Genomic DNA, 18041 nt, shown 5'->3' on the forward strand with positions numbered 1-18041 from the left:
GCGGCAGGAGTCGGCGGCACGCGGCAGCGGGTGGGGAGGTGGGGGCGGGGCCCCTGGACGACAAGGGCCCGGGCGCCCCGCAAAGAAAAAGCGGCCCCGAGGGCCGCTTCGCTAAAACAGCCCACCGCCAGCCGGTCAGGGCGCCGTGGCGTCGTACACCACGCCCACGCGGGCGAAGTTGCCGCCGTATTGCTTGACGTCCACCTGGAACGGCGCACTGTCGCCCGGCGGCAGACGCGGCACCCGCAGTTCCTGGAACGTGGCGCCCGTGAGCTGATCCTGCGCGTCATACAGGCTGACCCACACGCGCACCTTCTCGACCTCGCTGCTGCTGTCGTTGCGCACCCGGCCGTGCACCGTCACGTACTTGTAACGGAAGCGGTAGGTGAAGTTCAGCGTGCCGGTGCCGATGGCGGCTTCGGTGTTTTCCACCGTGACGGCCAACTGCGGACGCGGGCCGGGCAGGGCAGCGCGTTTGGCGGGCAGCCAGTTGGTTTTCACTTCCGTAAAGCGTTCCACGCGCCCGGTCAGCGCCACGGGCACGCGCTCGCCAGGGTACAGATGCGTCGGCAGGCTCCAGGCCTGGCGCAGCTCGAGCGGACGCGACCCGTCGAACACCGCGATTTCCGCCCGGGGCGACAGCGCTACGAACTGGTCGCTGGTGTTGACCAGTTCGGCATACAGCACCGGGCGTTCGATTTCGTCCAGCAGCCGGCGAGGTGCGGACAGCTTCAACGCCCCGGCATCAAACAGGGCGAAATCCGGGTCCAGCAGTTCTTCGGTGGTCAGACGGACGTGGTCGATGACCCGCGTGTTGGCCGGGCTGACGCGCACGATGCGGCTGACGGGCGGCTTGGCCTCGGGCTCGGCGGATTTGGCCACGGCCTGCGCCTGCGCCGGGGGCGGGCTGGCGGATCCCAGCGCGGTGTATTTCCACGCGGCATACCCGCCCGCGCCAAACAGGATCAGCGCCAGCCCTGCCAGGGCCGGCCGCGACAGGCGCCGGGAGGAGGAGGGGTCAGCTTTCACTTTGCACCATGTAATCGTAGGAGGCGACCTCGCCATCGCGCAGCATTTCGCAGCGCACGTCGAAGGACGTCAGCGCGTCGGGGGCCAGCGGGCTGGCGGTCGCGTAGCCGTTGCCCGTGCCGATCAGGCCGCCGTCGGCGCCATAGAGCATGACGGTGATCTGCGTGCTGCTGGCGGGGTTGGTGCCCTGGTTGCGGATCAGGCCGACCAGACGGTAATTGCCGTCATTGCGCACAAGCTGAACGCGGCTGGCAGCCACATCGTTGTTCTTGCCGCGCGCGGGCGACGGCGTGCCGACCTGCAAGTCGTAGCGGCTGTACGCCTTGGACGGCAACGATATCTTCAGCGGGGTGTACTCCCCCGGTTCCAGCGAGCGCGCGGGCGCCGAGCCCGACACGGTGGACAGCGACAGATCCCCCTGGAAGAACGATGCCGTCACGCGCGGCACGTCGATCTTCCGGCCGGTCTCGTTGCGCACGATCATGACCAGCTCGTTGCGCCCGCGCGTCTTGACCTCCTGCACGTCCGTCAGCTTGACCAGCGAGGCGTCGATGGGCGGTTCGACAATGCGGGCGGGCAGGGGCGACGGGCGCGAACTCAGCGATGAGACGACCAGCGGGATGATGACGGCGGCAAGGATCGCCGCCGAGATCGCCGCGATGGCGGCCGGCTTGATGGGCGCAGGCTTGGGCTGCTGGATGTTGCGCAGGATCTTTTCCAGCCGCTGCGCGACGTTGTCTTCGACCAGCGTCACCGCATGGCAGTGGCTGCACTGGTATTCGTTGGTGTCCAGCTTGGTGAAACTGGCGCTGCCGCACGTGGAGCAGGTCAGCGTCACCGTGTTGATAGTGGTCTGTTTGGGCGTCATTCTCGCGGGGCGTCATTTACGCTACGCAGGCGGTCCGGCCGCGCGCCGCGAACCGGGATGGCGCGGCGGGACCGGCGTGAAGGGCTTACCGGGCGGCAAGGATAGCGGCCGTCGGCCGCACCCGGGGTGCATGAGCGCATCAGTTTGTGACCATATGTGTGGAATCGGCGATATCGGGGCCGGAATGCGTGCCGCACCCGGTGCTATCATCCCCGGCGAAAAATCGTTGTCACATCAACCATTACGCCGCCGTTTCCCGTCGATCCGCTCTCCTGCCGCCCCAATCGGCGCGCAGCCGGGCAGAGCCGAGGTCTGGCTCTTCCTGCATGAGCATCTATCAACATCTGCTGTTTCTGGCCTGCGTGGCGCTTGCCACCTATGCCCAGACGATGACGGGCTTTGCGTTCGGCCTGGTGCTGCTGGGCCTGTCGGGCGTGTTCCAGCTTGCCTCGGTGTCCGAAGTCGCCAACGTGGTCAGCGTGCTGTCCCTGGTCAATGCGGGCGTCACGCTGCTGCGCGCCAAGCCGCAGGTGAACTGGTCGCTGCTGACCCCCGCCGCCGTCAGCAGCCTGGCCGGCGTCGGGGTGGGCGTGGCCGCGCTGACGTGGATCAGCGGGTCCATGGCGGTGTTGCTGCAGTTGCTGCTGGGCGTCACCATCCTGGCCTGCGCCATTTTGCTCGTGACGCGAACCCAACCGCTGGCGCAGTTGTCGTCCCGCACTTCCAGCGTATTTTTCGGTGGCGTTTCGGGTGTGCTGGGCGGCCTGTTTTCCAGCGCCGGTCCGCCCATGGTCTATCACCTGTACCGCCAGCCGCTGCCGTTGGCCACCATCCGCAACAGCCTGCTGATTCTCTTCTCGCTCAATGCCACGGTGCGCCTGGCGCTCGTGACCGGGCAGGGCGCGTTCATGGCGTCATCGTTCTGGCTGAGCGTGCAGGCGCTGCCGGTCGTGATCGGCGTGACGTGGTTTGCGCGCCGCTTCAGCACCGAGAATTCGATGAAGAAGGTCAAGCGGATGGTGTTCGTGCTGCTGCTGGCCGCCGGCCTGGGGCTCATCGTCCCGGCGACGAGGATATTGGCGGCCGGCTAGGTACGGCCGGTTAGGCGCGGCCGGTTAGGCGCGGCCGGCTAGGTACGGCCGGCTAGGCGCTGCCGGCTACGCGCTGCCGGCTACGCGCTGCCGGCCAAGCGAGGCCCATCGGGCGCAGCCGGCGAGATACCGCCGGCCTCACTCACCCGTCAACCACGCTCCCCCGTGATGTAGCGCTCGAGTTCATGAATGATGAATTTCTGCTCGCTCATCACGTCCTTGACCAGGTCGCCGATGGATAGCAATCCGATCAGCTTGTCGTTGTCGATGACCGGCAGATGGCGGAAATGCCGCTCGGTCATCATGGCCATACAGTGTTCCCGCGTGTCGGTGGGGCTGACGTAATACACCGAGTCCGTCATGATGTCGCGCACCTTGGTCGTGCGCGACGACCGGTCCTGCAGCACGATCTTGCGCGCGTAGTCGCGTTCGGTCAGCATGCCCAGCACCACGTCGCCTTCCACCACCACCACCGCCCCGATGCTGCGGTCGGCCATCGTCTTGATCGCGTCGAAGACCGACGAATCCGGCGAAACCGTTACGACGGCGTGATTGGCCTTTTCCCTGAGAAGCTCAGCAACTGTCTTCACGATGTGCTCCCGAATCGGTGGTGAGGATCGAAGCACCATCCTAAGCCTGCCTGCGGCATTGCCGCAAGCAGGGCGCGTTACATCGTGTTTTTGACGCGAAACGCTGGCGCGGATCGGCCTTCATGCCGTTTCCTTGCCGTACAACGCCGTACGCAGATAGGTCAGCGCGTCGCTGCGGCTGCTGAGGGCGTCAGCCCCGATGCGGTCATGCCAATACGATTCCGATCCCGCCGCGAGCCGCCATTCGCGCAGCCTGCGCGTATACAACTGCAGGTCGTACTCCTCGGTGACGCCAATGGCGCCGTGCACCGCGTGCGCGATGTCGGCCACGCGCGGCACGGCCTGGCTGGCGCGGGCCTTGCCCAGCGCGGCGAGCAGCGGACGGGGCAGCCCGTCATTGCCCTGAAAAGCCAGTTGCGCGGCCATGCGGGCGGCCCACACCTGTTCGGCCATCTCGCTGATCTGCTGCTGCACGGCCTGAAAGCGCCCGATGGGCTTGCCGAACTGCGCGCGCTGGTTCGCATAGTCCAGCGTCATCGCCAGCACGCGATCCATGGCGCCGGCGATCAACCCCGCGTAGGCGGTCGCCGCCATCGTATCCAGCGGCGCCGGACTGTCGAGGCGTTCGGCGTCGGACAGCGCGCAGGAAACGCCGCCGTCCAGGCTGCCGTGCACGCCGTTGGATTCGACGCGCGCCGCCTGCATGGGCAGCAGCCAGGTCTGGCCATCGATGCCGGCCAGCACGTAGTCAGCGCTGCGCGCCCACGCTACGCTCACGCCCGCGATACGCCCGCCGTTGATCGCAAAGCCGTTCGGTGCCAGCGCGATGGCACCCGCCGCCTGCGGCCGCTGCACGCGGCTTAGCCACGCGCGCGCCAGCAGCGTGTGGGCAATGGGGTAGGGGCACAGATGGCGCCCCGCCGCCAGCACGACGGGCAGCGCGTCGGCCAGGCCCAGGCCCGCGCCACCATGATCTTCCCGCACCAGCGCATCCGCGAACCCCGCGTCCTCGCAGGCCTGCCATGCGTCGCCGGATGGCTGACCGCGTTCGGCGCGGCGGATCACATCCGGGGTGCAGGTCTGGGCAAAAAGGCGTTCGGCGGCATCGCCAAAAATGTTGTCCATGACGGTCGTCCTTATCGAAGGCCAAGGCCGCGGGCAATGATGCCGCGCAGGATTTCGCGGGTGCCGCCGCGCAGCGAAAACGTCGGCGCGACCTGTTCCAGATACGCCAGCGTGCGCAGCAGCGGCAGCGGCACGGGGCGGTCGGGGTGCCTGCCCAGCGTATCGCCGATCAGGCGCGGAATCGCCTGTTCAAGCTCGGTGCCCAGATCCTTGACCAGCGATGCCTCCGTGGCGGGGCTCAGGCCCGCCGCCAGCTTGCCGGCCACGGCCAGCGACATCGCGCGCAGCACCGCCATCTGCGACAGGATGCTGCCCAGCGCTGTCCGGCTGGCGGCATCGGCATCGCCACCGTCATCGTGCCAATGTGCCAGCCAGCACTCCAGCAGGGCGATGCTGGAATACAGGCGCTCGGGGCCGCTGCGCTCGAAGGCCAGTTCCGCATTTACCTGGGCCCAGCCGCCGCCTTCTTCGCCGATCAGCGCCTCGTCGGGCAATTCGACGTTGTCGAAGAAGACTTCCGAAAAGTGCGTATCGCCCGCCAGGTCTTCGATCGGGCGCACCGACACGCCGGGCAACGACAGGTCCACAATCACCTGCGACAGCCCCTGATGCCGGTCGTCCGCGGTGCCGGACGTGCGAACCAGCGCAATCATGTAGTGCGAACGGTGCGCGTTCGTCGTCCAGATCTTGCTGCCGTTCAACCGCCAGCCGCCCGCCACGGCTTCCGCTCGGGTGCGGATGCTGGCCAGATCCGAACCGGAGCCCGGCTCGCTCATGCCGATGCAGAAGAAGGCCTGCGCGGCGCAGATGCGCGGCAGATAAAAATCCTTTTGCGCTGGCGTGCCGTATTTCAGGATGAGCGGCGCGCTCTGGCGATCGGCAATCCAGTGCGCCGACACCGGCGCGCCCGCGCCCAGCAATTCTTCGGACAACACGAATCGCGCAAAGTGGCCGCGTGCCGCGCCGCCGTATTCGCGCGGCAGCGTCAGGCCCAGCCAGCCGCGTTCGGCAAGCTGGCGGCTAAAGCCCGCGTCAAAACCCATCCATGAACGGGCGCGCTCATCCGGCTCCAGGCCGTCCAGCGCATCGGCCAGGAAGGCGCGCACCTCGGTGCGCAAGGCTTCATCCTCGGGAGGAATGGCAGTGAGTTCCAGCGTATCGATCATCAGTCGCTCCGGGTCAGGCAAGGGCGCCGCGACAGGCGCCGACGGCCACTATCCGGGAATGCACTGATAGCTGTCCAATATTATTTTGCGGGTTTGCGATATGGGTTTTGTATCGAGTGGCGGGCAGTATGATGGAACGCACTTCATGGACCGCATCGCGCGACCCACAACGCACGAACCACAACGCACTACAAGGAGGAAACACCATGAATGAAGTCATCGTCGCTTCGGCCGTCCGCACCGCCATTGGAGATTTCGGCGGCGCGCTCAAGGATGTGCCCCCCTGCGATCTGGGCGCCACCGTCATCCGGGCCGCGCTGGAACGCGCAGGCGTCTCGGGCGACGAAGTCGGCCATGTCGCCGTCGGCCATGTCATCAACACCGAGCCGCGCGACATGTACCTGTCGCGCGTGGCCGCCATGAATGCCGGCATCTCCAAGGAAACGCCCGCGTTCAACGTCAACCGCCTGTGCGGTTCGGGCCTGCAGGCCATCGTGTCCGCTGCGCAAACCATCATGCTGGGCGACGCCGACATTGCCGTGGGCGCCGGCGCCGAAAGCATGAGCCGCGCGCCGTACATCGCCCCGGCCCAGCGCTGGGGCGCGCGCATGGGCGACAGCGTCATGCTGGACATGATGACCGGCGCGCTGTCCGACCCCTTTGGCAAGATGCACATGGGCGTCACGGCGGAAAACGTGGCCGCCAAGTTCGGCATCAACCGGCAGGACCAGGACGCCACGGCCGCGGAATCGCACCGCCGCGCCGCCGCCGCGATCGATGCGGGTTACTTCCGCGACCAGATCGTGCCCGTGAAGATCAAGTCGCGCAAAGGTGAGATCGTGTTCGACACCGACGAACACGTGCGCCGCGACGTCACGGCCGACAGCCTGGCCACGCTCAAGCCGGTGTTCCAGAAGGAAAACGGCACCGTCACGGCGGGCAATGCGTCCGGGCTGAACGACGGCGCGGGTGCGCTGGTGCTGATGAACGCGTCTGTCGCGGCCAAACGCGGCGTCAAGCCGCTGGCGCGTCTGGTGGCCTACGCGCATTCGGGCGTGGACCCCGACATCATGGGCATCGGTCCGGTGCCGGCCACGCAGGCGGCGCTCAAGCGCGCGGGCCTGACGGTCGACCAGCTGGACGTCATCGAGGCCAACGAGGCGTTTGCCGCGCAGGCATGCGCAGTGTCGCGCGAACTGAAGCTGGACGCCGCCAAGGTGAACCCCAACGGCAGCGGGATCGGCCTGGGCCACCCGATCGGCGCGACCGGCGCCATCATCACCACCAAGGCCCTGCATGAACTGCAGCGCGTGGGCGGACGCTATGCGCTCGTGACCATGTGCATCGGCGGCGGGCAGGGCATCGCCGCGATCTTCGAACGGATCTGATTCGTTCGGCTCGGCAAGCCCGCGAGGTTCCGGCTGCGCCGGATCCTCGCGGGTTTTTTCATGGGGCCGCCTGGCCCAGATAGTCCTGGGCCCACGCCTGGCATTCGGCGTTTAGCATTGCGCCCATCTGCGCCCGCCGCGGCGCGTCGAGCCGGCTGCTGATCGCGCCAAAACTGAACGCCACCCAGGTCAGCTCCGACACCGGAAACGCCACGCCCACGCCGGACACGCCAGGCGTGATGGTGTCCACGATCTCGGAATATCCCGCATTGCGCGTCTGCCTGACCGCCTTCATCAGCGCGGTGCTGGAGACGCGGATCTGCGCGTAGCTGGCCGCATGCCTTGCGTACAGCGCGGCGATCTCGTCGTCCGGCAGGGCTGCCATCAGCGCCAGGCCGCCCGCGCCCACGCCCAAGAGCCGCCGTTCGCCCTGGTCGATGGTGAATACCTTGACGGGAAATGAGCCGGCCTCGCGCAGCAAACATAGTGCGTAGTCGCCCTGGCGGATCACCAGGAACACGGTGTCGCCAGACAGGCGTGCCAGCTTCTGCGCGAACGGACGCAAGGCGTCCAGCAAAGGTGTGCGCCGCAACGCGGCAAACCCCAGTTGCATCGAATCCACGCCCAGCCGATAACGGCGGGTGGCGCGGTCGCGTTCGGCGAACTGCTCTTCCAGCAGGCAACTGAGCAGGCGGTGCGCCGTGGAACGCTCCAGGCCGGTGGCGGCCATGACGCCCTGCAGGTCGATGCCGTCTTCCTGGTGCTGCGCCAGCACGCGCAACAGGCCGAGCGCGCGGCGCATGCTCTGCGTGCCGCCGGTGGATCCTAGGTTGTTCATATTGTGGGAAAAAGGATTCGAATATTTTGTATTTTAGGATTTGTAGTGCGTTAATTCAATGCATGGAGATCGCGCTGCATCCGACGGCGCGGCATGACAAGGACGAGGAGACCATGGAATACGCCACCCTGGCCGTCGAACGGCACGACGCGGTATGCCGCATCAGTCTGGCCCGCGAATCCGCGCGCAATGCCCAGAGCCAGCAGATGCTGGACGAACTGGATGACGCCCTCTCGCGCGCCGAGCAGGACGATGCGGTGCGGGTGGTCATCCTGGCCGGTCGCGGCGCGCATTTCTCGGCCGGGCATGACCTGAAGGAAGCCCAGGCCAAGCGCGCCGACTTCACGGTCGAGGAACGCTGGGATTACGAGTCCCGCCGCTACTACGGGTATTGCCTGCGCATCTGGGACTTCCCCAAGCCCACCGTGGCGCAGGTGCAGGGCGCGTGCGTGGCGGGCGGATTCATGATCGCCAACATGTGCGACCTGGTGGTGTGTTCGGACACGGCGTACTTCTCGGACCCGGTCGGACACACCCTGGCCGCGGCCGCCACCGAGGTGCTGATTCATCCCTGGGTCATGGGGCTGCGCAAGGCCAAGGAAATGCTCTACACCGGCGAGAAGGTCGATGCGCAGGAGGCATTGCGCATCGGCATGGTGAACCGGGTGGTGCCCGAAGCCGAACTGGATGCCGCCACGCTGGCGCTGGCCCAGCGCATCGCGCAGGCGCCGCCGTTCGGACTGCGCCTGATCAAGCGGTCGCTGAACCGCACGGCGGACGCGCAGGGCTTTCGCACGGCGCTGTCGGCGCACTTCGACACGCATCAGTTGTCGCACCTGAGCGAGGAATTCCAGGCGGTGCGCGAGCGCGGCCTGGCGCAGGCCATCCAGCGCAACAAGAAAGGCGAAGCCGCATGACCTCACGCCTTGAACCGCTGCTGAATCCGCGATCGATCGCCATGATCGGCGCCAGCGCCAACCCGGGCCGCATTGGCGGCATGCCGCTGGAACTGCTGACGCGCTTTGGCTTTTCGGGCGGCATCTATCCCGTCAACCCGAAATACCAGGAGGTCTTCGGCCTGCGGTGCTGGCCCGACATCGAAGCCGTGCCCGAGCCGGTGGACCTGGCGGTGCTGGCCATCGCCGCGGCCGACGTCACGCCCATGCTGCGGCGCTGCCATGCCAGGGGCATCCCCGCGGCCATCGTGTATGCCGCGGGCTTTGCCGAGGCGGGCGGCGAGGGCGCGCGTTTGCAGGACGAACTGGAGGCCTTCGTGTCGGAAAGCGGCATGGCGGTCGCGGGCCCGAATTGCATGGGATTCGCAAACCTGAACACGCAGGCGCATACCGCCTTCGCGTCGGTCTTCAAGACCGCGCCGGCGCAGGAGGGGCCGGGCTCGGTCAGCCTGCTGACCCAAAGCGGCAACGTGTGCGCGGCGGTGTACGCGATCGCGCGCAGGCTGGGGCTGCCGTTCTCGCACTTCATCAACACCGGCAACGAGGCCTGCCTGGATTTTTCGCAGTACCTGGAATATCTGGCGGCGGACCCGCAGACGGAAATCGTGCTCGGCTACATCGAACAGTTGCGCGATGGCGGCCGCTTCGTGCGCGCGTGCCGCGAGCTGGAACGCCAGGGCAAGCTGCTGATTGCCCTGAAGGCAGGCGCCACCGACAAGGGCGCGCAGGCCGTGCAGTCGCACACGTCGGCGCTGGCCGGCGACCGCCGCGTGTATGCGGCTGCCTTTCGCCAGTTGAACGTCATCGAGGCCACGGACTTCGCGCAGATGGCGCATCTGGCCAGTCTGGCGACGCTGCGCCACCGCACGGCCGGCAAGCGCGTGGCGGTGCTGACGATGTCGGGGGCGCTGGGGGCCATCCTGGCCGACAAGTTCATCGGTGCGGGGCTGGAGCTGCCAGACCTGCCGCCGGATCTGCAGGAGGTGCTGCGCGGCGGCATTCCGGATTACGGCATGGTGGGCAATCCGGTGGACGTGACCGGCAACGTGGTCAACGATCCCGCCTTTGTGCGCACCGTGCTGCAGGCGTTGGGCACGTCGGACGCCATCGATGCCGTGGTCGTGTATGCGCCCGGGTACATGCTGGACCGCATGGCCGACGCGTTGGCCGAAGCGTCCCGGGAGCACCCGCGGTTGTTCGTCGCCATCGATACGGGCCTCGCGCAAAGCCGTGCCGCGCTGCGCGAGGCGGAAGTCGCGGTGTTCGAGGATCTGGGTCTGGCCGTCGCGGCGCTGGCGCCATATTTGCTGTGGTGTGACGCGCGCACGGCCCGGCGGCAGGCGGCGGCGCCCGCATTGGAGATGGCCAGCGCGCCGGCTCTGCCATGCAACGAAGCGGACGCTCGCGCCTTCGCGGCCGCGTTCGGTCTGCCCCAGGCTGCCACCGCGGTGGCGCGCAATGCGGACGAGGCCGTGCGCGATGCGCGCATTGCAGGCTATCCCGTCGCCCTGAAGATCCTGAGCCCCGACATCGCGCACAAGACGGAAGCGGGCGGCGTCGCGCTGAACCTTGCGGACGACGAGGCGGTGCGCGTGGCCCATGCCACCGTGACGCAGGCGGTGGCGCGCGCGCAGCCCAATGCGCGTATCGACGGCGTCATGGTCCAGAAGATGGAGCGCGGTGTGGCGGAGATCATCGTTGGCGCCACGCGCGATCCGGTCTTCGGCCCCGTGCTGACGGTGGGCCTGGGCGGGGTGCTGACCGAGATCTACCAGGACACCAGTCACCGGCTCCTGCCGGTGGACGCGGACATCGCCTTGCAGATGTTGCAGGAGCTCAAGGCGTTTGCGCTGCTGGACGGTTTCCGGGGCAAGCCCCGGGGCGATCTGGCGGCGGCGTGCAGGAGCATCGTGGCCGTGGGCAACGCCTTGCTTGCCGCGCCCGCGCATGTGGCGCAAATAGAAGTGAATCCCTTGCTGATCAAAGAGGCGGGACAGGGCGTTGCGGTGCTGGACGCGCTGATCCTGCCCGCAACCCCGTAGCGCGTCTGCGCATTCCTCAGGAGGAGACAAGCATGATCAAGACAATATTGGCCGGCGTCGCACTGGCCTGCATCGGCGCCACGAGCGTCGCGCAAGCCCAGGACAACTACCCCGCGCGCCCCGTGCGTATCGTGGTGCCGTTCTCGCCCGGCGGCGCGACCGACATCATGAGCCGTCTGCTGGCCGAAAAGTTGAGCGGAAAGCTAGGCCAGCCGGTGATCGTGGAAAACAAGCCGGGCGGCGGCACCATGATCGCGTCCGATTACGTGTCCCGCGCCGAGCCCGACGGCTACACGCTGCTGATGGCCGCGTCGTCGCTGGGCATCGCGCCCAGCATCTACACCAAGGTCAACTACGACCCGGTCAAGGACTTCGCCCCGATCACGCAAGTCGCGTCGGTGGTTCACGTGCTGGGTGTCCACCCGTCGGTGCCGGCCAAGAATGTCGGCGAGCTGATCGCCTACCTGAAGGCCAATCCGGGCAAGGTGAGCTACGGCTCCGTCGGCACGGGCAGTTCAACCCACCTGGAGGCCGAACTCTTCAACAGCATGGCCGGCGTGCAGATGGCGCACATTCCCTACAAGGGCAGCGCGCCCGCGCTCAACGACCTGGTTGCGGGGCGTCTGCAGGTGATGTTCGATGCGTGGGCCTCGTCGGGCCCCTTCGTCAAGGACGGCAAGCTGCGCGCGCTGGCGGTCACGACGGCCAAGCCTTCGGCGTCATTGCCCGAGTTGCCCACGGTGGATGCGTCCGGCCTGCCGGGCTATTCGGCCATGCCGTGGCTGGGTCTGGTCGCGCCCGCGCGCACGCCGCAGCCCGTGATCGACAAGCTCTACCAGAACCTGGCGCAGATCCTGCAGCAGCCCGACGTGAAGAAGCAGTTCGAGGGGCTGGGGCTGGACATCATCGGCAGTGATCCCAAAGCCTTCGGCGCGTTCATCCAGAAAGACGTGGCGACCTGGGCCAAGGTGGCGCGCGACTCGAACATCCGGCTGGAGTGAGGCATGACGATGCAGCAAACCGCCGTGCCCGACAGCGCGGCGCTGGACGACGAGGCGTTCCGGCAGACGCTTCGGGGCTGGCTCGACACGGCCTACGCAGCGTTTGCGCGGTCCTGGCCCGGCGGGGCCGACCCGCGCAATCTGGACTACCGGCGCGCCTGGGAAGACACGCTGTGCGCAAACGGCTGGTCCGGGCTGGGTTGGCCGGCGGCATACGGCGGCAAGGCGCTGCCGCTGTCGCGCCAGGCGGTCTTCCATGAAGAGCACGCGCGTTGCGGCGCGCCGCTGGGCGTGAACCTGATCGGCCACGGCATCCTGGCGCCTACCCTGCTGCATTTCGGGTCCGAGGCGCAAAAGCAACGGTTTCTGCCCGGCATCCTGTCGAACCGCGAGGTGTGGTGCCAGGGATATTCAGAGCCGGGCGCCGGGTCCGACCTGGCCGCCGTGCGTACGCGGGCGGAACCGGCGCCGGGCGGCTTCCGCGTGAACGGTCACAAGATCTGGACCTCGTTTGCGGACCGGGCGCAGTGGTGCTTCGTGCTGGCGCGCACCGATCCGGACGCGTCCAGGCACAAAGGCCTGAGCTTCCTGCTCGTGGATATGCGCAGTCCCGGCGTGCGGGTCGAACCCATCCGCCAGCTCACGGGCGAAGCCGAGTTCTGCGAGGTCTTTTTCGAGGACGTGTTCGTTCCGCAGGACGCGCTGCTGGGCGGATTGAACCAGGGCTGGCGCATCGCGATGGCGGCCGCAAGCTTCGAGCGCGGCACGTATTTCATCCCGCGACTCGTGCGTTTTTCGCAGGAGCTGCGTCAGGTGCGCGCGCTGGCGCTGCAGGCGGACAAGCAGGGCCGCGTGCCGGCGTCGTCGGCATCGGCATCGGTGCGGCATCGCTGGGCGCGGCTGGCGGCCGACAGCCACGTGCTGGCGCTGAAATCGCAGCGCGCGCTGGCCGCCGCGATGCGGGGCGATCCGCCCGGACCGGAAGGATCGTCCACCAAGATCCACTGGAGCGAGGCGCACCAGCGCCTGATCGAACTGTCCATGCAATTGCTGGGCGAGGACGCCTGCCTGGGCGTGGACGCAGCTGACACCCGCGCGGCGTCGCTGACGCACGCCTATCTATGGTCGCGGGCCGAAACCATCCTGGCGGGCACGTCCGAGATCCAGCGCAACATCATCGCCGAGCAGATGCTCGGCCTGCCTAAGGGCTGACCGTAAATGAATCTGCATCTGAGTGAAGACCAGCGCATGCTGCGCGACGCCGCGCACCGTTTCCTGTCGCAGCGCCATCCGGTGGCCATGGCGCGCGGCGCTTGTCATCAAGATGCGCCGGCCCGCCAGGCGCTGTGGCGCGATCTGGCCGATCAGGGCTGGCCCGCCTTGCTGGCGCCCGAGGCACAAGGCGGACTCGGCTTGGGCATGCGCGAGGCCTGGATCGTCGCCGAGGAAGCGGGGCGCCATCTGCTGAGCCTGCCGCTCGTGTCCAACATGGTGATGCTGCCGACGCTGTGCGAGGCGGGTGGGGCTATCGCGCAATGGGCCGGCGACATGATGGCCGGCGATACCTGGTACGCCGATGCGGCACTGCGCCCTGACGGGTCGGCCTTCATCGAAGGCGCCGGCGAGGGCGTGCGCGCGCTTGCCGTGCGCGAGGCTGGTCCGGCGTCCGTGCGTCTGGATCTGCTGTTACCTGTGGCGGGCGTGGCGGGATTGGATCCGACCATGCCGGTCGGGGTCGCGGCGGATCCCGCGGTCCTGGAAAGCACCGATGTCCAGGTCAAGCCGGGCACGTGGCATCTGCTTCGCACGCGTCTGCGCTTGCTGCGGTCGGCGGAAATGCTGGGGGCGGCTTCGGCGGCGATGGACATGGCCGCGTCGTACGCCCGCGAGCGCCAGCAGTTCGGCCGCGCGATCGGCGCCAATCAGGCGATCAAGCATCGGCTGGCCGAGGACTGGATGGCGATGGACGATGCACGACTCGCGGGCTGGGCGGCGGCAACGGCCCTCGATGACCGCGCGGCGTCGGCGGCAACCGATTGCCTGTTCGCGCCGCTGCTGGCCGTTGAATCCAGCCGCCGCGCCACCCAGAACGCGATCCAGACGCATGGAGCGCTGGGCGTGACCTGGGAGTGCGATGCGCATCTGTACCTGAAGCGCGTCCTGCGGCTGTCGGCCAGCCTGGAGGCTGAAGTGTCCGGCCCGGACCTGCTCGAGCGCATCTGGGAAGCGGCGGCGTAATCGGCGGCCGGGGACGGGACGGCCGGCCTACAATCGCGCCCATGTACAAATCCAACTTCCCCTCCGAACTCGACCAGCCGACGCTTTCCGAAGCCGACGGCGTCCGCTATCTGCACTTCAACACCGAATGGGTGCAGGGCGCGATGAACATCAAGAGCCCCGCCGATCTGGTGCTGGAATACACCGCGCAGATGATGGCCTGGCTGCTGTTCCTGGAGCCGCCGAAGGAAGAGGCCATCGGCATGCTGGGCCTGGGCGCCGGGTCGCTGGCGCGCTTCTGCGCCAAGCACACGCGCGGCCCGCTGCTGGCCGTGGAATGGAATCCGCGCGTCACCGCCGCCTGCCATATGTTCTTCCGCCTGCCCGGCGCGAACCGCTTGCAGGTCGAGCACGCCGACGCCGGCGCGTGGGTGGCCGATCCGCTGAACGCCGGACGCTGCCCGGTGCTGATGGTGGACCTGTACGACGCGGCCGCCGAGGGCCCGGTACGCGACAGCGTGAAGTTCTACCGCGACTGCCGCCGCGTGCTGGGCGAGGTCGGCATCCTGGCCGTGAACCTGTTCGGCCGGCACGAAAGCTTTGGCAAGAACATCGACAACCTGTCCAAGGCGTTCGACGACCGCATCGTGCTGCTGCCCGAAGTCGAGGCCGGCAACCAGATCGTTCTGGCGTTTTCCGGCCCCGGCCTGGCGATTACCCCGGCTGAATTGCTGGCGCGCGCGGAGATCGTGGAAGGGAAGTACGGGCTGCCTGCTCGCCGCTGGGCGCGCTCGTTGACGCGGCATGCAGTAGACGGGGTACTGCATTTTTGAAGCGATTCAGAAGCGCAGCGTCCTGAGCGGCCGGCGGGCGAGTTTGATCTTGAAGTCCTGCCGGCTATCGCAGATGAGGTGGATATATACCTTGTCTGCAACAACTTCATAAATGACCCGATTTTTGACCGCGACTATTTGCATGAAGTGGGTGGCAGGCAGCTCCGGGAGGGGGTGCCCCGCGTAGGGGAATTGTTCGAGATTCAGAATGGCTTTGTTGATCCGGGCGTATGAATCGAGCCAGACCTGCTGCGAGAAGTTCTTTCTGATGTAGCGGCGTATCTCCTGGAGATCATCTGCGGCTGTCTGCAAAAGGACCACCGTTCGACTCATTCGGAATCGTCCCGATCCATCGCTTCAATCTGCGCGAATACATCCGCCGCCGGGATGACGCGTCCTTCTTCGATGTCTTTGCGGCCGCCCGCAAGCAGTTGAAGCAGGGCCATGGCTTGCTCCTGCTCCTCGAAGCTTCGTACGTCCATGACGACGAGTTTGGCCTCTCCGTTCTGGGTGATCAGCATGGGTTCGCGGGTTTCGGTCAGCGTGGTCACGATCTCGGCGGCGTGACTCTTAAGGTATGAGATCGGCTTCACTTGAGTGGAGTATTTCATGGGTAGGACTCCCAAATCATAGGCTTGATCGGACTAAGTTTAGTCGTAATTCAGTCCTATTTCCGACCAGCTTTCGGGATCGTGGTCCGTGTCCATAACTATGCCGTCCGACGTCGCAGCCCCTTCTTATTAGGGAAGCTCCCAATCCGCCCCGGCTTTACCTTTCTCCAGCCCCGGGTCTATCATCGGCTTATTCATAATTATGAATTACGGCATTTCCCCGCCGTCTGCCCATGACCCTACCTATCGTCCGGCAAGCCCTGTATCTGGAAGTCGCGGACCGCCTGCGCGGCATGATCCATGCGCGGTCGCTGCGTAACGGCGAATGGATCGATGAACTCCGCTTGGCCGGCGAAATGGGCATTTCGCGCACGCCGCTGCGCGAAGCGTTGAAAGTGCTGGCCACCGAAGGGCTGGTCCGGCTGGAACCCCGCCGCGGCTGCTTCGTTAACGAACTGTCCGCCCAGGATCTGGAAGACATCTTCCCGCTGATGGCGATGCTGGAAGGGCGCTGCGCCTTCGAGGCCGCGCGCAAGGCCACCGACGCGCAGCTGGCCGAACTGGAACCGCTGCACGCCGCGCTGGCCGGCCATGCGAAGGCGGGCCGCATCGACGCCTACTACAAGACCAATTACCTCATTCATGAAGCCGTCCAGGCGCTGGCCGGCAACCAATGGCTGTCCGACATGGTGGGCAACCTGCGCAAGGTGCTGAGCCTGTCGCGCCATCGCAGCCTGTCGCGGCCCGGCCGCATCGAGCAGTCCTGCGCCGAACACCTTGCCATCTTCGAGGCCCTGAAGGCCCATGATTCCGACGCCGCGCAGGCGCTGGCGCACACCCATCTGATGCGCCAGCTTGAAGCGCTGCGCGTCCTTAGCAACGAAGACGCCGCCGACGCGGCGCCGTCCGATCCCATCGTCATCGAGGAGCCCGCCCATGTCCGCACCCGCCAATCTCGCGCCCGCGCGCGGCGCACGCACGCCTGAGCCCGAGGCCGATCTGGTCGATGCCGCCGCCGCGGCCGAAAGCGCCAGCCTGATCACGCGGCTGGGCCGGCTGTGGGAGCGCGGGCGCCTGCCCAGCGAATCCGAAGTCCGCCGCCTGTTCGAGGCGCGCCTGACCGACGTGGCCGCCAACAAGCTGGCGCGCCGCTGGTGCGAGCAATACGCCGCGGCCGACGGCAAGGATCGCCGCCTGATGCTGGCCGCGCTGGCGCAGATCCGCGCCACGTATGCGGGCGATGGCGGCGAGGGGGTGCGCCTCTTCAAGCGGTTCAACGCGCAGCCCCAGGGCCTGCGCTTTCTGGTGGAACTGCGCGCGGACATGCTGCGCTGGCGCAAGCAGGTGGCGGGCATCCAGTCGCTGGACAAGGAGCTGGAAGGCCTCTTGTCGGCCTGGTTCGACGTGGGCCTGCTGGAACTGCGTCCGCTGACCTGGGATTCGCCCGCGTCGCTGCTGGAAAAGCTGATCCTTTACGAGGCCGTCCACGAGATCAAGTCCTGGGACGACCTGCGCCACCGCGTGGCGCCCGACCGCCGCTGCTATGCGTACTTTCATCCGCAGATGCCCGGCGTGCCGCTGATCTTCGTGGAAGTGGCCTTTGCCAGCCAGATGGCCGACAACGTGCAGGTGCTGCTGGACAGCACGCTGCCGCCGCAGGACCTGGACAAGGCGCGCTGGGCGATCTTCTACTCCATCTCGAACACGCAACCGGGCCTCAAGGGCATCAGCTTCGGCAACTTCCTGCTCAAGCGCGTGGTCGAGCAGCTGCTGGAAGAACTGCCCAAGCTGAAGGCCTTTGCCACCTTGTCGCCGATTCCGGGCTTTACCGATTGGCTGGGCAAGCAGGACGCGCAGGCCGTCGAGGCGATCGTGCGCGAAGACAAGACGCGTGCCAAGGACCGCCAGCGTGAAGGCGTGCCGGACGGGCAGCGCTGGGTCGCGCGTCTGGCGAAGGCCGCGCAGGGCAAGGCGCCCGACGTGGTCAAGCGCGCCGGCTTCCGGCTGGCGGCCTGCTATCTGCAGTCGATGAAGAACGGTCTGCCGGTCGATCCCGTGGCGCGTTTCCATCTGGGCAACGGCGCGCGGATCGAGCGCCTGAACTGGGCGGCCGACACCTCGCCCAAGGGGCTCAAGCAGTCGTGCGCCATGATGGTCAATTACCTGTATGACCTGGACGAACTGGACACCAACCTTCAGCGCCTGAACGAGGGCAAGCCGCAGATCAGCCGCGGTGTGGGGCGCGTGGCCTGACCGCCGGACACACGGCGGCGGGTTCCTGACAAT

Annotated in this window: 18 protein-coding genes; 10 read left to right on the forward strand and 8 right to left on the reverse strand. The window is 67.1% G+C overall.

What is annotated here, in order from left to right; genetic code table 11:
* Positions 1-135 precede the first annotated feature (135 nt).
* Both MHZ91_RS08125 and MHZ91_RS08130 read right to left on the reverse strand, forming a co-directional pair.
* Positions 136-1029 carry an FxLYD domain-containing protein gene (locus tag MHZ91_RS08125; protein WP_175183969.1) on the reverse strand — a complete coding sequence of 298 codons (894 nt, stop codon included), beginning with the start codon at positions 1027-1029 and terminating at the stop codon, positions 136-138.
* Complete coding sequence (locus MHZ91_RS08130) at positions 1019-1897, reverse strand: FxLYD domain-containing protein (protein WP_239213210.1); 879 nt, start codon at positions 1895-1897, stop codon at positions 1019-1021. Before MHZ91_RS08130 ends, MHZ91_RS08125 begins: the two co-directional genes overlap by 11 nt.
* 326 nt (positions 1898-2223) lie before the next feature.
* On the opposite strand from MHZ91_RS08130, the gene MHZ91_RS08135 reads away from it, so the two are divergent.
* Positions 2224-2988 carry a TSUP family transporter gene (locus MHZ91_RS08135; RefSeq protein WP_239213212.1) on the forward strand — a complete coding sequence of 255 codons (765 nt, stop codon included), beginning with the start codon at positions 2224-2226 and terminating at the stop codon, positions 2986-2988.
* A gap of 149 nt (positions 2989-3137) precedes the next feature.
* Here MHZ91_RS08135 and MHZ91_RS08140 read toward each other — a convergent pair whose 3' ends face one another.
* From MHZ91_RS08140 to MHZ91_RS08150, 3 genes are all read right to left on the reverse strand, one after another.
* On the reverse strand, positions 3138-3578 hold the full coding sequence (locus MHZ91_RS08140) for a CBS domain-containing protein (RefSeq protein ID WP_105239654.1): 441 nt from the start codon (positions 3576-3578) through the stop codon (positions 3138-3140).
* 120 nt (positions 3579-3698) lie between these two features.
* Positions 3699-4703 (reverse strand): acyl-CoA dehydrogenase, encoded by a 1005-nt coding sequence (locus MHZ91_RS08145; protein WP_239213214.1) that lies wholly within the window; start codon positions 4701-4703, stop codon positions 3699-3701.
* Positions 4704-4714: 11 nt separating this feature from the next.
* Entirely contained in the window at positions 4715-5869 is a 1155-nt protein-coding gene (locus MHZ91_RS08150) for an acyl-CoA dehydrogenase family protein (protein WP_239213216.1), read from the reverse strand.
* Between the two features lie 206 nt (positions 5870-6075).
* Between MHZ91_RS08150 and MHZ91_RS08155 the strand changes: the two genes are divergently transcribed.
* On the forward strand, positions 6076-7257 hold the full coding sequence (locus MHZ91_RS08155) for an acetyl-CoA C-acyltransferase family protein (RefSeq protein ID WP_239213218.1): 1182 nt from the start codon (positions 6076-6078) through the stop codon (positions 7255-7257).
* Between the two features lie 58 nt (positions 7258-7315).
* Here MHZ91_RS08155 and MHZ91_RS08160 read toward each other — a convergent pair whose 3' ends face one another.
* On the reverse strand, positions 7316-8095 hold the full coding sequence (locus tag MHZ91_RS08160; RefSeq protein WP_175123654.1) for an IclR family transcriptional regulator: 780 nt from the start codon (positions 8093-8095) through the stop codon (positions 7316-7318).
* 113 nt (positions 8096-8208) lie between these two features.
* Here MHZ91_RS08160 and MHZ91_RS08165 point away from each other — a divergent pair, with 113 nt between their 5' ends.
* From MHZ91_RS08165 to MHZ91_RS08190, 6 genes are read left to right on the forward strand one after another with little or no spacing between them, the layout of a single operon-like run.
* On the forward strand, positions 8209-9012 hold the full coding sequence (locus MHZ91_RS08165; RefSeq protein WP_175138156.1) for an enoyl-CoA hydratase: 804 nt from the start codon (positions 8209-8211) through the stop codon (positions 9010-9012).
* The gene (locus MHZ91_RS08170; RefSeq protein ID WP_239213220.1) at positions 9009-11093 is read left to right on the forward strand and encodes an acetate--CoA ligase family protein; all 2085 of its coding nucleotides are present in this window, start codon (positions 9009-9011) and stop codon (positions 11091-11093) included. The genes MHZ91_RS08165 and MHZ91_RS08170 overlap by 4 nt, the downstream gene beginning before the upstream one ends.
* Before the next feature lie 32 nt (positions 11094-11125).
* Entirely contained in the window at positions 11126-12094 is a 969-nt protein-coding gene (locus MHZ91_RS08175; RefSeq protein ID WP_175123652.1) for a tripartite tricarboxylate transporter substrate binding protein, read from the forward strand.
* Between the two features lie 3 nt (positions 12095-12097).
* Positions 12098-13306: an acyl-CoA dehydrogenase family protein gene (locus MHZ91_RS08180; RefSeq protein WP_239213222.1), complete on the forward strand. Its 1209-nt coding sequence runs from the start codon at positions 12098-12100 to the stop codon at positions 13304-13306.
* A gap of 6 nt (positions 13307-13312) precedes the next feature.
* Positions 13313-14332, forward strand: a complete 1020-nt coding sequence (locus tag MHZ91_RS08185; RefSeq protein ID WP_239213224.1) for an acyl-CoA dehydrogenase family protein — start codon at positions 13313-13315, stop codon at positions 14330-14332.
* Between the two features lie 41 nt (positions 14333-14373).
* The gene (locus MHZ91_RS08190; protein ID WP_239213226.1) at positions 14374-15144 is read left to right on the forward strand and encodes a spermidine synthase; all 771 of its coding nucleotides are present in this window, start codon (positions 14374-14376) and stop codon (positions 15142-15144) included.
* Positions 15145-15150: 6 nt separating this feature from the next.
* Here MHZ91_RS08190 and MHZ91_RS08195 read toward each other — a convergent pair whose 3' ends face one another.
* Entirely contained in the window at positions 15151-15477 is a 327-nt protein-coding gene (locus tag MHZ91_RS08195; protein WP_239213227.1) for a type II toxin-antitoxin system RelE/ParE family toxin, read from the reverse strand.
* Entirely contained in the window at positions 15474-15755 is a 282-nt protein-coding gene (locus tag MHZ91_RS08200; RefSeq protein WP_191575764.1) for a type II toxin-antitoxin system Phd/YefM family antitoxin, read from the reverse strand. The genes MHZ91_RS08195 and MHZ91_RS08200 overlap by 4 nt, the downstream gene beginning before the upstream one ends.
* A gap of 233 nt (positions 15756-15988) precedes the next feature.
* On the opposite strand from MHZ91_RS08200, the gene MHZ91_RS08205 reads away from it, so the two are divergent.
* Both MHZ91_RS08205 and MHZ91_RS08210 read left to right on the forward strand, forming a co-directional pair.
* Entirely contained in the window at positions 15989-16741 is a 753-nt protein-coding gene (locus MHZ91_RS08205) for a GntR family transcriptional regulator (RefSeq protein ID WP_175123649.1), read from the forward strand.
* Positions 16692-18008, forward strand: a complete 1317-nt coding sequence (locus MHZ91_RS08210; protein ID WP_218344633.1) for a malonyl-CoA decarboxylase domain-containing protein — start codon at positions 16692-16694, stop codon at positions 18006-18008. The genes MHZ91_RS08205 and MHZ91_RS08210 overlap by 50 nt, the downstream gene beginning before the upstream one ends.
* The last annotated feature ends 33 nt before the right edge of the window (positions 18009-18041 follow it).

Source organism: Achromobacter sp. ACRQX (genome assembly GCF_022346505.1).
GTDB lineage: Bacteria > Pseudomonadota > Gammaproteobacteria > Burkholderiales > Burkholderiaceae_B > Achromobacter > Achromobacter animicus.

Excerpts from the sequence above, each read along its gene's own strand:
- MHZ91_RS08130 (WP_239213210.1), bottom strand. The coding sequence starts at position 1,897 with ATGACGCCCAAACAGACCACTATCAACACGGTGACGCTGACCTGCTCC.
- MHZ91_RS08135 (WP_239213212.1), top strand. The coding sequence starts at position 2,224 with ATGAGCATCTATCAACATCTGCTGTTTCTGGCCTGCGTGGCGCTTGCC.
- MHZ91_RS08145 (WP_239213214.1), bottom strand. The coding sequence starts at position 4,703 with ATGGACAACATTTTTGGCGATGCCGCCGAACGCCTTTTTGCCCAGACC.
- MHZ91_RS08150 (WP_239213216.1), bottom strand. The coding sequence starts at position 5,869 with ATGATCGATACGCTGGAACTCACTGCCATTCCTCCCGAGGATGAAGCC.
- MHZ91_RS08155 (WP_239213218.1), top strand. The coding sequence starts at position 6,076 with ATGAATGAAGTCATCGTCGCTTCGGCCGTCCGCACCGCCATTGGAGAT.
- MHZ91_RS08160 (WP_175123654.1), bottom strand. The coding sequence starts at position 8,095 with ATGAACAACCTAGGATCCACCGGCGGCACGCAGAGCATGCGCCGCGCG.
- MHZ91_RS08165 (WP_175138156.1), top strand. The coding sequence starts at position 8,209 with ATGGAATACGCCACCCTGGCCGTCGAACGGCACGACGCGGTATGCCGC.
- MHZ91_RS08170 (WP_239213220.1), top strand. The coding sequence starts at position 9,009 with ATGACCTCACGCCTTGAACCGCTGCTGAATCCGCGATCGATCGCCATG.
- MHZ91_RS08175 (WP_175123652.1), top strand. The coding sequence starts at position 11,126 with ATGATCAAGACAATATTGGCCGGCGTCGCACTGGCCTGCATCGGCGCC.
- MHZ91_RS08180 (WP_239213222.1), top strand. The coding sequence starts at position 12,098 with ATGACGATGCAGCAAACCGCCGTGCCCGACAGCGCGGCGCTGGACGAC.
- MHZ91_RS08185 (WP_239213224.1), top strand. The coding sequence starts at position 13,313 with ATGAATCTGCATCTGAGTGAAGACCAGCGCATGCTGCGCGACGCCGCG.
- MHZ91_RS08190 (WP_239213226.1), top strand. The coding sequence starts at position 14,374 with ATGTACAAATCCAACTTCCCCTCCGAACTCGACCAGCCGACGCTTTCC.
- MHZ91_RS08195 (WP_239213227.1), bottom strand. The coding sequence starts at position 15,477 with ATGAGTCGAACGGTGGTCCTTTTGCAGACAGCCGCAGATGATCTCCAG.
- MHZ91_RS08200 (WP_191575764.1), bottom strand. The coding sequence starts at position 15,755 with ATGAAATACTCCACTCAAGTGAAGCCGATCTCATACCTTAAGAGTCAC.
- MHZ91_RS08205 (WP_175123649.1), top strand. The coding sequence starts at position 15,989 with ATGACCCTACCTATCGTCCGGCAAGCCCTGTATCTGGAAGTCGCGGAC.
- MHZ91_RS08210 (WP_218344633.1), top strand. The coding sequence starts at position 16,692 with ATGTCCGCACCCGCCAATCTCGCGCCCGCGCGCGGCGCACGCACGCCT.